We start from the raw sequence: 12,459 nt of genomic DNA, 5'->3' as shown, positions 1-12,459 counted from the left end.
AACCTGGTGGCCCCTGCTGGACTTGAACCAGCGACCAAGCGATTATGAGTCGCCTGCTCTAACCACTGAGCTAAGGGGCCGTGGCGGGGGATTATAATGTAACTTCCCGCTTCAATCCAGCCATAAGCGTGTGCCTGCCGTTTTTATAAACAACCTATAATCAATCCTTTATACTTTATGGATGATCCCATAACTGGAGCTTTAGATGATCAACGATATTCTCGCGCCTGGCCTGCGGGTGGTGTTCTGCGGCATTAACCCTGGTAAATCGTCGGCGCATACGGGCTTTCATTTTGCGCATCCGGGCAACCGCTTCTGGAAGGTGATCCATCAGGCGGGCTTTACCGACGAGCTGCTGAAGCCGGAGGAGGAGATGCGGCTGCTGGATACCCGCTGCGGCATCACCATGCTGGTGGAGCGGCCTACGGTGCAGGCCAGCGAAGTAGACCTGCATGAGCTGCGTACCGGCGGCCGTGAGCTGGTCAAGAAGATAGAGGACTATCAGCCTCATGCGCTGGCGGTGCTGGGCAAAAAAGCCTATGAGCAGGCGTTCAGCCAGCGCGGTGTGAACTGGGGTAAGCAGAAGATCACCATTGGCGCGACCGAGGTATGGGTGCTGCCTAATCCAAGCGGCCTGAACCGGGCGACGCTGGATAAGCTGGTGGAAGCATACCGGGAATTAGATGAAGCGCTGATCGTGCGCGGTTTATAGCGCCCATAAAAAACCCTCCGGAGAGGGCTTTTCACAAACGGCTTGCGGGCGATTAATCGTCCAGGAAGCTGCGCAGCACTTCAGAACGGCTCGGATGGCGCAGTTTACGCAGCGCCTTCGCTTCGATCTGACGGATACGCTCACGGGTAACGTCGAACTGTTTACCCACTTCTTCCAGCGTGTGGTCGGTGTTCATATCGATACCGAAACGCATACGCAGAACTTTCGCTTCACGGGCAGTCAGGCCAGCCAGTACGTCATGGGTGGCGGCACGCAGGCTCTCGGTGGTGGCAGAATCCAGCGGCAGCTCGAGGGTGGTATCCTCGATGAAATCACCCAGATGCGAATCTTCATCATCGCCGATTGGCGTTTCCATGGAGATCGGCTCTTTGGCGATTTTCAGCACTTTACGGATTTTGTCTTCCGGCATCAGCATGCGCTCGGCCAGCTCTTCCGGCGTCGGCTCGCGGCCCATTTCCTGCAGCATCTGGCGGGAGATACGGTTGAGCTTGTTGATAGTCTCAATCATATGCACCGGAATACGAATAGTGCGCGCCTGATCCGCGATGGAACGGGTGATCGCCTGACGGATCCACCAGGTTGCGTAGGTGGAGAACTTGTAACCGCGACGGTATTCGAACTTATCAACCGCTTTCATCAGGCCGATGTTGCCTTCCTGAATCAGATCGAGGAACTGCAGACCGCGGTTGGTGTATTTCTTGGCGATAGAAATAACCAGACGTAAGTTCGCTTCCACCATCTCTTTCTTCGCACGACGCGCTTTCGCTTCGCCGATGGACATACGACGGTTGATGTCTTTTACCTGCTCGATGGTCAGGCCGGTCTCTTCTTCAATCTGCTGCAGTTTTTGCAGGCCGCGCTGCACGTCTTCTGCAACTTCATGCAGTTTTTCAGACCACGGCTTGTTCATCGCGATAGCCGCGTTGAACCAGGTTTCGCTGGTTTCATTGCCGGTGAACAGGGTGATGAAGTTTTTCTTCGGCATTTTGCACTGTTCAACGCACAGCTTCATGATCAGGCGTTCCTGAGTACGCACGCGATCCATCATGACACGCATGCTGTTAACCAGGTAGTCGAACTGTTTCGGCACCAGGCGGAACTGCTTGAATACTTCAGACAGCTTCAGGATCTCTTCCTGAGCGCTGGCGTGCGTGCGGCCTTTGGCTTTGATGGTGTCGCGGGTGACCATATACTGCGTACGCAGCTCGGCGAACTTCTCTCGCGCCAGTTCTGGATCGATGCTGTTATCGTCGTCGCTGTCGTCTTCTTCTTCATCTTCGTCTTCATCGTCGTCCGCCATCTCTTCGGTGGACAATTCAGAACCGACATGCGTCGCGGTAGGGGCCAGATCTTCTTCTGCGTTCGGATCAACAAAGCCGGTGATCAGGTCAGACAGACGTGCTTCTTCCGCTTCCACGCGATCGTACTGCTCCAGCAGATAGGTGATCGCTTCCGGGTATTCGGCAACGGAACACTGAACCTGGTTGATGCCGTCTTCAATGCGTTTGGCGATGTCGATTTCGCCTTCGCGGGTTAACAGCTCAACGGTACCCATTTCACGCATGTACATGCGCACCGGGTCGGTGGTACGTCCGATTTCAGACTCAACGCTGGACAGCACCTGTGCGGCAGCCTCTTCCGCATCTTCATCGGTGTTGTTCGAGTTTTCAGCAAGCAGCAGATCATCGGCGTCCGGTGCTTCTTCCATCACCTGGATGCCCATGTCATTGATCATTTGGATGATGTCTTCGATCTGATCGGAGTCGACGATATCTTCCGGCAGATGGTCATTGACCTCGGCATAGGTCAGATAGCCTTGCTCCTTACCACGTTGGACAAGAAGTTTCAGCTGTGACTGCGGGTTTTGCTCCATAAGACGGTATCCACACTTAATTCATGAGGGTTGGTGTCGGTCGGCGAAACTAAGCCGCCAACATAAGCTAATGAGGGCTTACTTATATTTTTGCCGCTGCCCTTCAATGCGGCTGTCGGGGTCTTCCCGAACGATACTCGGCACTTAAGCCGTTAAATTCATTTGCGGGCGCGCGCTTCGGTAATGACGCGCACCTCTTCGCGCTCCGCTGGCGTTAACCCGTGGGTCCGCGAGCGGGCGATCAATTCTGAGAGCCGAAGCTCAAGTACCGAGTCGAACATGTGGTTCAGCGAGTCGGTGAACGTTTTTTCTGCAATGTCCTTATCAGCTATATCGTCCCACATGGACAGCTTTTCAAGGGTGGCGGCTTCATTTGTGCCACGATACTGCTCTAACAGTTGACCGGTGGTCAGGCCAGGCTGTGACAAACAAGTGTTGACCAGTTCGGCAAATAAGCCAAGTCCGGGCAATTTTTCCTGATTCAGACCTTCCAGCGGCGGCACAAGCGGTGCCAGCTCGGGGTTCTGAACCAGCAATCCTATCAGTATACGCATGGTTGTGCGTTTTAGCTGAGGCACAGGTCGGACCGCGCCATTTTCGGATTGTTTGGGCATTAAACGTTCAAGTTGGTTATCGTCAAGAATGCCCAGTTTGTTACCTAATTCTTGCCGTAAATAGATACGAAGTGTTTCACCCGGTACCTGAGTAATCAGCGGCAGCGCCAGCGTACTGAGCTGCGCGCGCCCRTCGGGCGTACTCAAATCGACCTGCGGCATCAGGCTGTTAAACAAAAACGTGGAGAGCGGCTGAGCCTGCTCCATCCGCGCTTCGAACGCCTCTTTACCCTCTTTACGCACCAGCGTATCGGGATCTTCGCCATCCGGCAGAAACATAAAGCGTAACTGACGGCCGTCGGTCATAAACGGCAGCGCGGTTTCCAGCGCGCGCCAGGCGGCTTCTCTGCCTGCCCGATCACCGTCATAACAGCAAATCACGCTGTTGGTGACGCGAAACAGCAGCTGAATATGTTCAGCAGTTGTGGAGGTACCCAGCGAGGCGACCGCATAATTAATGCCGTACTGCGCCAGGGCAACCACATCCATATAGCCTTCGACAACCAGCAAGCGGGGCGGTTCCGCATTATCCTGCTGGGCTTCATACAGGCCATACAGCTGGCGGCCTTTATGGAAAATATCGGTTTCCGGGGAGTTCAGATATTTGGGCGTGTCGTCGCCAAGCACCCGACCGCCAAAACCGATCACCCGCCCGCGTTTATCGCGGATCGGGAACATCACGCGGTCGCGAAAACGGTCGTAACTGCGTCCCTTATCGTTGGTGACCAGCATGCCGGCATCGGTCAACGACTGATGATTATCCTGGTTGCCGCCAAAACGCTTTAACACGTTGTCCCAGCCGGGAGGGGCAAAACCAATGGCGAATCGTGTGATGACATCGTTGCTTAATCCGCGCGTGGCCAGATACTGGCGGGCACGCTCGGCGACAGGCTGCAACAGGGATTGTTGATAAAACGTGTTCAGGCCGTCCATTAACTGATAGAGGCTTTGCCGCTGATGGCGCTCTATCTGGGTCAGCCCGCTGCCTGCTTCAAAAGGCACGTCGAGATTGTGCATGGCCGCCAGTTCTTCTACGCTTTCCACGAACTCGAGCTTGTCGTAGTTCATTAAAAAGTCGATAGCATTACCGTGCGCGCCACAGCCAAAGCAGTGATAAAACTGTTTCTCACCGTTTACGGTGAAAGAGGGGGTTTTTTCGTTATGGAACGGACAACACGCGTGATAATTCTTGCCCTGCTTTTTAAGCGTGACCCGTGCATCGATCAGATCGACGATGTCGGTGCGCGCCAGCAGGTCATTGATAAATACTCGTGGGATTCGTCCAGCCATGTGCCCCATTACCCTCAGCGCCAGGCGTTCAGGTATGTCAGATCATAAACGAAAATAAGCCGCGCATTCCTTTCGGAAGCACGGCCTTACAACTACAACTCAGTCTGTAAAATTGAGAGCTTAAGCCCTCAATACATTAGTACAGACGAGTACGGCGTGCGTTTTCGCGAGCCAGTTTCTTCGCGTGACGTTTCACTGCGGAAGCTTTAGCGCGTTTACGTTCGGTAGTCGGTTTTTCATAGAACTCACGACGACGAACTTCCGCCAGAACACCTGCTTTCTCACAGGAACGCTTGAAGCGACGCAGAGCTACGTCGAACGGCTCGTTTTCACGTACTTTAATTACCGGCATGTGCCTCTCACCTTTGATTAAATCGGTTTGCCGCTGGCATCAACGCCAGCTTATTTCAAAATGGTGCGGAATTTTACTGCAAATGCTGCTGCTTTGTAAAGCACCGCTACCCTTCTTTGCAAGGGACTTTTGTAAGGGGGACGAGTATACACGAACTGGCAAGACGGGGTGAGCAAAGTTTTACAAGCATGGGCATTCGCCCTACACTGCGCGGTATTGAAAAGAGGTAGAAACCACCATGCGTGTACTGGGTATTGAAACATCCTGTGATGAAACCGGCATCGCCATTTATGACGATGAAAAAGGGCTTTTAGCCAACCAATTGTATAGTCAGGTGAAATTACACGCTGACTACGGCGGCGTGGTGCCGGAACTGGCATCCCGCGACCATGTGCGCAAAACCGTGCCCCTGATCCAGGCGGCAATGAAAGAAGCGAACCTCAGCGCGCAGGAGATAGATGCAGTAGCCTATACCGCAGGGCCGGGTCTGGTAGGGGCGTTACTGGTCGGCGCGACCGTTGGCCGTTCGCTGGCCTTTGCCTGGGATGTGCCGGCCATTGCCGTGCATCATATGGAAGGCCACCTGTTAGCGCCGATGCTGGAAGACAATCCGCCGGAGTTCCCTTTTGTGGCGCTGCTGGTTTCCGGCGGACATACCCAGCTCATCAGCGTGACGGGCATCGGGCATTATGAACTGCTCGGCGAGTCGATCGATGATGCCGCCGGAGAAGCCTTCGATAAAACCGCGAAGCTGCTGGGGCTGGATTATCCCGGTGGTCCTATGCTGTCAAAAATGGCGGCGGCAGGAATGGAGGGACGCTTTACCTTCCCGCGTCCGATGACCGATCGTCCGGGGCTGGATTTCAGCTTCTCGGGCCTGAAGACCTTCGCGGCCAACACCATTCGCAGCAACGGCAACGACGATCAAACCCGCGCTGACATCGCCCGTGCGTTTGAAGACGCGGTGGTGGATACGCTGATGATCAAATGCAAACGCGCGCTGGATCAGACCGGCTTCAGCCGTCTGGTGATGGCGGGGGGCGTAAGCGCGAACCGCACGCTGCGCGCAAAGCTGGCCGATATGATGCAAAAGCGCCGCGGGGAGGTGTTCTATGCGCGTCCGGAGTTTTGCACTGATAACGGCGCGATGATCGCTTATGCGGGTATGGTCAGGCTGAAAGCCGGAACGACGGCGGATCTGGGCGTTACGGTTCGTCCGCGCTGGCCGCTGGCAGAGCTGCCTGCGGCGTGATGATGCATGCCGGATGAAGCTCATCCGGCATAAAAACTACTCTTCGGTATTATCCCTTTCGCGCTTTTTCCTGAACTTCGTCCAGATTTTTGTCTCCTGCCTGCGCCACAGACGCTGGATGTTGTCATGGTGCCGCAACAGGATCAGACAGGAGAGCATGGCCACCGGGAAGGTAAACTGCGGTTTAAACCACCAGACGTAAAAGGGCGCAATCAGCGCGCTGATAATGGCTCCCAGCGACGAATAGCCGCTAAGTAACACCGTCAGCAGCCAGGTACCCGCCATGACGCCCGTCAAATCCCAGCCAATAGGCGCGATCGCCCCGAACGCGGTGGCGACGCCTTTACCGCCCTGGAAATGAAAGAAGACCGGCCAGATATGGCCCAGACAGGCGGCAATCGCGATAAGCCCCAGCCAGAACGGCGTGATGCCCAATGCATACGCACCCCAGACAGGCAGCATGCCTTTTAGGACATCGAAGATCAGTACCGTTACGGCTGCTCCCTTGCCGCCAATTCGCAGGACGTTGGTCGCTCCGGGATTCCCGGATCCGCTCTCGCGGGGGTCAGGCAGACCCGCGATGCGGCAGACCAGAATGGCGCTGGAGATTGAGCCGCAAAGGTACGCGAGGAGGATCATTCCAGGCGCGATTGCACTCATAACGCTGTTCCGTTTTGAAAATGTCGTTTTATTCTCTGCATCTGTGGATAATACGCATAATTTTTTGAAAGTGGTATCCAGGTTAGCTAAAAACCAGGCGGGGCGTGATGGACATTGTATTTATAGAGCAACTTTCGGTAATCACCACCATTGGTGTTTACGACTGGGAACAAACAATCGAGCAGAAACTGATGTTCGATATCGAAATGGCGTGGGATAACCAGGCTGCCGCGAAAAGCGATGACGTAAACGACTGTCTGAGCTACGCCGATATCGCCGACACGGTGATTGGCCACGTGGAAGGCCAGCGTTTTGCGCTGGTGGAGCGGGTGGCCGAGGAAGTGGCAGAGCTGTTACTGAGCCGCTTTGCGTCACCCTGGGTACGCATTAAAGTCAGCAAACCGGGCGCGGTAGCGCGGGCGGCAAACGTCGGCGTGATCATCGAACGTGGGCTTAATCCGAAACAAAACAATTAACTTCATAATTATTAAACCAAATGCCAGTATACCGGTCTGATGTCAGGGCCTGACGCGGCTTCGCTGGCGAGCCGACCGTTTTGTTTACTTTTTAGGGGTTTAATTGATGAGCGATATGCACTCCCTGCTGATTGCAGCGATTTTGGGTGTTGTCGAAGGACTGACTGAATTTCTGCCGGTATCCAGTACCGGTCACATGATCATCGTCGGGCATCTGCTTGGATTTGAAGGCGAAACCGCGAAAACCTTTGAGGTGGTGATCCAGTTAGGATCTATCCTCGCCGTGGTGGTGATGTTCTGGCGACGTCTGTTTGGTCTTATTGGTATTCACTTTGGGCATCCGCCGCACGAGGGAGAGGGCAAAGGGCGCTTAACGTTAATCCATATTCTGCTGGGTATGGTGCCAGCCGTGGTGCTGGGGCTGATTTTCCACGATACCATCAAATCGTTATTCAACCCGATTAACGTGATGTATGCGCTGGTTGTCGGCGGCGTGCTGCTGATTGCTGCCGAATGTCTGAAGCCGAAAGTACCGCGCGCGGCGGGTCTGGACGATATGACCTACCGTCAGGCGTTTATCATCGGCTGCTTCCAGTGTCTGGCGCTGTGGCCGGGCTTTTCCCGTTCCGGGGCGACGATTTCCGGCGGGATGCTGATGGGCGTCAGTCGTTACGCAGCTTCTGAGTTTTCGTTCCTGCTGGCGGTGCCGATGATGATGGGTGCCACCGTGCTGGATCTCTATAAAAGCTATCATTTCCTGTCGATGGCGGATTTCCCGATGTTCGCCGTTGGCTTTATTACGGCCTTTATTGTCGCGCTGGTGGCGATAAAAACATTCCTGCAAATTATTAAACGTATTTCGTTTATTCCCTTTGCAATTTATCGTTTTATTGTTGCAGGTGCGGTATACCTCGTCTTTATGTAATTTCAGACGCTAAGAAGCCCCGCCACTGGCGGGGTTTTTTATTTGTCTGAATAATGCTTTTCCCTTCCCTTAGTTTTTCTAAAAAAGCAATTAACTTTACAGCCTTAATTATTAGGTTTAAACCAGCCGTGCTTATAGTTAAGCAAAGCTAATGGTTTTAACTTTAGGGATAAAGGAAAGGTGTACCTATGCAATTAAATAAATTAACTGCGGCGATAATATTGTCTGTCGCTGGGCTGCCATCGCTGGCTTGTGCTGCAAACGTGACAGGAAATGACGACACCAACAGTTTTTCCGGGCTGGATGCCTGGATGATGATCTCAAAGGATAATGGCTATTCCTGGCAGGCCTATACCGACAGCAAGCAAAATAACTTCCCGGGTACGGTAGTGGGACTGGTGGCGCAGAAAGATGAACTGGCCATTATTTCGCACCCTTATGATCCAAACAGAACCTATCGTGGCGGCGAAAAAGTACGTTTCCTCGGCTATTACTGGACGGCGCAGTGGTGGGTGGATAAAGGCATTAGTCCGTCGACCGATCCGGTCTGGAAAAAGGGCGATAAAGCCGATTTAAATATGTACGCGGAATTCTATTTCACACCTTATAGCGGCCAGAAAGCAAAAGATTTGCAGGCAACAGAAAAAGCAAAAGTGGCTGCACAGCGTAAAGTTATCGGTTATTTCCCGGAATGGGGCATTTATGATGCGCATAAGAACTTTACCCCGGATAAAATCGACTATTCCGGTCTGACGCATGTGAACTACGGCTTTGCAGTGATTAAAGAAGGCCGGGTTACCACCCATGATAAAGAACGGGGGCCGGATCTCATGCGCGATCTCGATCAGCGTACGGAAATGGCCGGCGTCACGCATATGATTTCCATCGGCGGCTGGACTAACTCCGCTGAGGGCGTATTTGAAGCGGCGACCGCGACCGATGCCGGTACCGAAACCCTGGCGGACAGCATGGTGTCCTATATGCGCACCTGGCGTTTCGACGGTATAGATGTTGACTGGGAATACCCGGATAGCGACGCTGAAAAAGCCCAGTTTACGAGGCTCATCCAGAAACTGCGCAGCAAGCTGGACGCGGCAGGTTTACAGGATGATAAATATTATCAATTGTCGATTGCGACAACGACCAACCATAAAAATATCAAGTACATTAACCCGGAAGTTACCGTGCCGTTACTGGATAGCGTCAACGTGATGGCCTATGACATGCACGGTGCCTTTGATCCGATTACCGGACACAACGCGCCGCTGTTTGCCAACAGTAAAGATGCCGATTTAAAACTCAATTCTTCCTCGGCGATGATGGAATACGCCAATACCTGGAAAGTGCCGAAAGCAAAACTGATGATGGGTATCCCTTACTATGGCCGTGGCTGGGGAAATGTCGCGCCGACCGAAGTGGTTAAAGGTTTGCCGGGCTTCCTGGTAAGCGGCACCGCAACCGTGAAAGGCGCATGGGATGATGCGGGTCAGTTTACCGGCACTAACCCATGGTATGTGCTGAAAGAAAAACTGGCGAGCGGCGAATACGCGCGTTACTGGGATGCGGAATCCCATGTTCCCTATCTTTACAGCAAATGGAACGGTGAATTCCTGACCTATGACGATCCGCAGTCAGTGCAGGATAAAGTAAATTATATTCAGCAGCAGAATTTCGGCGGCGCGATCATCTGGGATCTGAGCGGTGATACGCCGGAACATGAGTTAGGCCATATTGTCGATGATATTCTGGACAATACCCAACCGGTACCGGGCAACGGCGTAAAAGCAACGCTGTTCAGGGATATGAAGTTCAAAGGCGCGAAGCTGGACGTAAAAGAGGACATTCCTTGTCTGACGAAGGTTTACGACTCTGCAAATCATTCAGCAAATGATATGACGTCTTCAATCAACGTCGGGCCAGACTCGTTAGGGATTACGATCTTTAGCAACTGCGAGTATACGGGCACTAAAACCATGATCCCGGAAACGGTAGAGGAAATGCCGTCGTGGTTAAACGATAAAACCTCTTCGGTAAAAGTGGTCAAAGCGCTGGCGTTTAAAGACACTGATTTTAGCGGCCTGAGTCTGACGGTTGAAGATGACATGCCTGCACTGACAGGTGATGTGAAATTCAACGATATGATCTCTTCCATTAAAGTGGCGGAAGGCTACTCGGTACGTCTGTATAGCGATACCGGTTACAGAGGCAAATATATTGAAGTGAAGGGCGGTCAAAACATAGCAAATATGAATTCCGTGAATATGAATAACAATGTGTCTTCCATTGGCGTAACTAAAACGAACTGATAACCGGCCCTTTTCTGTCCGGAAAAGGGCCGTTAAGCAGGATTTAAGACGCGTCCGGCAGCATATCGCCGGACGCTTTTTTCCACGCCTCTACCGCCGCAATTCGCCGACGGGTCAGCTCTTCACGAATGGCCGGGCCGCTAAAGCCTGCGTCAATCACTTCTTTATTCGTCACCTGTTGCGCCGCTTTCCAGGCCTCACGCAGCAGACGCCCCTGGTAATAATCCGTGGCTTCAAAAGTGGTTCTGCCGCGCACATCGGCTTCGCTGGTCAGCGCGATCTGCTCCACGCGCTGCGGCTTGCGCCAGGCGTCGATGGCATCAAAGAGTTTAACGATGGTCTGCGGCTTAAGGATCGGCAGGGTGTGGATCAGATCGTGATATTCCGCCACCAGCTTCGCCAGATCGCGCAGTTCGTTGGGCACTTTTAAGCGCGCGCAAAGGTTTTCAACCAGCCTCACACCCGCCGGGCCATGGCCGTGATGGCGCGGCCAGAGATGTTTCGGCGTTAACCCTTTGCCCAGGTCGTGACAGAGCGTGGCGAAACGCACATCCAGATCCGGGCTGAGCATCGCCGCCATGGATAACGTCATCAGCACATGAATGCCGGTGTCGATTTCCGGGTGCCACTTCGCCGGAGCGGGCACGCCAAACAAAATGTCGAGTTCCGGGAACAGCACTTTCAGCGCGCCGCACTCGCGCAGCGCCATAAAATAGACCTGCGGATTACGGCTGCTGAGGGCGTTTTCCGTTTCCTTCCATACACGTTCTGGCGTCAGGTGTTCCAGCTCACCGGCGGCGGTCATCTCGCGCATTAAGGCCAGGGTTTCATCGGCAATACGGAAACTCAAATGGGCGTAGCGGGCCGCAAAGCGCGCCACGCGCAGCACGCGCAGGGGATCTTCATTAAAAGCCGGGGAAACGTGGCGCAGCACGCGCATTTTGAGATCGCGAAGGCCGTTATAGGGATCAATGATCGTGCCGTCATCATCCTGCGCCATCGCGTTAATCGTCAGATCGCGGCGCAGCAGATCCTGCTCCAGCGTGACGTCTGGCGCGGCATAGCAGCTAAAGCCGGTATAACCAAAACCGGATTTTCGCTCGGTGCGCGCCAGCGCGTACTCTTCGTGAGATTTGGGATGCAGGAACACCGGAAAATCACGGCCTACCTGCTGATAGCCCGCGTCAAGCATCTCCTGCGGGGTGGCACCGACCACCACCCAGTCTTTATCTTTAACCGGTAGCTTTAACAACGCATCCCGAACCGCACCACCGACCAGATAACTCTTCACACCGCTTCCCCATGGTTACATTCCCGTTAATGATACGTAACTCCGGGGAAGATGGCGAATCGGCGTCAGCTCATCCAGCGGTCTTTGCGTTTCCGGCTTGGGATCATGTGCGGTAACACCAGACCGAGCAGCAGGCCCGCGCCCAGCACGCCGCCGCCATACATAAACCACTGCATGATGATCGAACGCTGTTTGTCATCGATCTGAAGATTGGCGGCATCCACTTTCTTCTGCGCCACAATCAGTTCGTTTTTAAGCTTCTGGTTTTCCTGCTTCAGACCGTTGATCACGCCGTCGCTCTGCGCCACTTTCTGCTGCATTTCAGCCGTGCGCTGATTCCAGGTGTTGTCAATGTTAGTCAGTTTATCGGTCAGGGTTTTGACCTGGTTTTCCAGATCGGGTACGCGGGTGCGCAGGCTGGGGGTGCTGTTCAGTTCTTTTTGCGGGATCCACGCGGTGCGGCCACTGCTGTCACGTACCTGCGCATAATTGGTATTGTTGTCGGTCTGTAACAGGACAACTTCTTCACCGGCGTTCAGGGTACCCAGCAGGCGGTAATTATCACCCGGGCCGCTGCGTACCCAGGTGTTCAGTTCATCAGAAACGTAACGCTTTTCTTCGGCGTGAGCCACAGTAGTAACGCTAAGTGCGAATAAGGTCAGTCCTATCAGGCGTAATTTTGGCATC

Annotated in this window: 11 protein-coding genes and 1 tRNA gene; 5 read left to right on the top strand and 7 right to left on the bottom strand. The window is 53.7% G+C overall.

The genetic code is table 11. The features are described from left to right. Positions 1–4: 4 nt before the first annotated feature. Positions 5–80: transfer RNA gene (locus QRD42_RS01905), tRNA-Ile, on the bottom strand. Between the two features lie 125 nt (positions 81–205). On the opposite strand from QRD42_RS01905, the gene mug reads away from it, so the two are divergent. Then, positions 206–712, top strand: coding sequence for a G/U mismatch-specific DNA glycosylase (mug, locus tag QRD42_RS01900; protein ID WP_318373777.1), 507 nt, complete (start codon positions 206–208; stop codon positions 710–712). A 52-nt stretch (positions 713–764) separates the two neighbouring features. On the opposite strand, the gene rpoD is transcribed toward mug, so the two are convergent. The 3 genes from rpoD to rpsU all read right to left on the bottom strand — a co-directional run bounded on the left by rpoD (position 765) and on the right by rpsU (position 4,862). Continuing rightward, complete coding sequence (rpoD, locus tag QRD42_RS01895; RefSeq protein ID WP_318373824.1) at positions 765–2,606, bottom strand: RNA polymerase sigma factor RpoD; 1,842 nt, start codon at positions 2,604–2,606, stop codon at positions 765–767. 158 nt (positions 2,607–2,764) lie between these two features. Continuing rightward, positions 2,765–4,510, bottom strand: coding sequence for a DNA primase (dnaG, locus tag QRD42_RS01890; RefSeq protein ID WP_321988073.1), 1,746 nt, complete (start codon positions 4,508–4,510; stop codon positions 2,765–2,767). A 136-nt stretch (positions 4,511–4,646) separates the two neighbouring features. Continuing rightward, the gene (rpsU, locus tag QRD42_RS01885) at positions 4,647–4,862 is read right to left on the bottom strand and encodes a 30S ribosomal protein S21 (protein WP_001144069.1); all 216 of its coding nucleotides are present in this window, start codon (positions 4,860–4,862) and stop codon (positions 4,647–4,649) included. A 238-nt stretch (positions 4,863–5,100) separates the two neighbouring features. On the opposite strand from rpsU, the gene tsaD reads away from it, so the two are divergent. Then, complete coding sequence (gene tsaD / locus QRD42_RS01880) at positions 5,101–6,114, top strand: tRNA (adenosine(37)-N6)-threonylcarbamoyltransferase complex transferase subunit TsaD (protein ID WP_321988072.1); 1,014 nt, start codon at positions 5,101–5,103, stop codon at positions 6,112–6,114. 36 nt (positions 6,115–6,150) lie between these two features. On the opposite strand, the gene plsY is transcribed toward tsaD, so the two are convergent. Continuing rightward, a complete protein-coding gene (gene plsY, locus QRD42_RS01875) occupies positions 6,151–6,774 on the bottom strand; it encodes a glycerol-3-phosphate 1-O-acyltransferase PlsY (protein WP_072569722.1) in 624 nt (207 codons plus the stop codon). Positions 6,775–6,881: 107 nt separating this feature from the next. Between plsY and folB the strand changes: the two genes are divergently transcribed. From folB to QRD42_RS01860, 3 genes are all read left to right on the top strand, one after another. Continuing rightward, positions 6,882–7,250, top strand: a complete 369-nt coding sequence (gene folB / locus QRD42_RS01870) for a bifunctional dihydroneopterin aldolase/7,8-dihydroneopterin epimerase (RefSeq protein WP_072569723.1) — start codon at positions 6,882–6,884, stop codon at positions 7,248–7,250. 106 nt (positions 7,251–7,356) lie between these two features. Continuing rightward, complete coding sequence (bacA, locus tag QRD42_RS01865; RefSeq protein WP_072569724.1) at positions 7,357–8,175, top strand: undecaprenyl-diphosphate phosphatase; 819 nt, start codon at positions 7,357–7,359, stop codon at positions 8,173–8,175. Positions 8,176–8,363: 188 nt separating this feature from the next. Further along, the gene (locus QRD42_RS01860) at positions 8,364–10,481 is read left to right on the top strand and encodes a glycosyl hydrolase family 18 protein (RefSeq protein WP_321988071.1); all 2,118 of its coding nucleotides are present in this window, start codon (positions 8,364–8,366) and stop codon (positions 10,479–10,481) included. A 43-nt stretch (positions 10,482–10,524) separates the two neighbouring features. Here the strand turns inward: QRD42_RS01860 and QRD42_RS01855 are convergent, their stop codons facing one another. Together QRD42_RS01855 and QRD42_RS01850 are read right to left on the bottom strand one after the other, a co-directional pair. Next, positions 10,525–11,772 (bottom strand): multifunctional CCA addition/repair protein, encoded by a 1,248-nt coding sequence (locus QRD42_RS01855; protein WP_321988070.1) that lies wholly within the window; start codon positions 11,770–11,772, stop codon positions 10,525–10,527. 65 nt (positions 11,773–11,837) lie between these two features. Continuing rightward, the gene (locus QRD42_RS01850) at positions 11,838–12,458 is read right to left on the bottom strand and encodes a TIGR04211 family SH3 domain-containing protein (protein ID WP_072569727.1); all 621 of its coding nucleotides are present in this window, start codon (positions 12,456–12,458) and stop codon (positions 11,838–11,840) included. Position 12,459 lies beyond the last annotated feature (1 nt).

It is taken from the genome of Enterobacter sp. PGRG2, assembly GCF_030291195.1.
In the GTDB taxonomy this organism is placed as follows: Bacteria; Pseudomonadota; Gammaproteobacteria; order Enterobacterales; family Enterobacteriaceae; genus Enterobacter_D.
This window is presented reverse-complemented; position numbering and strand designations above follow the sequence as displayed.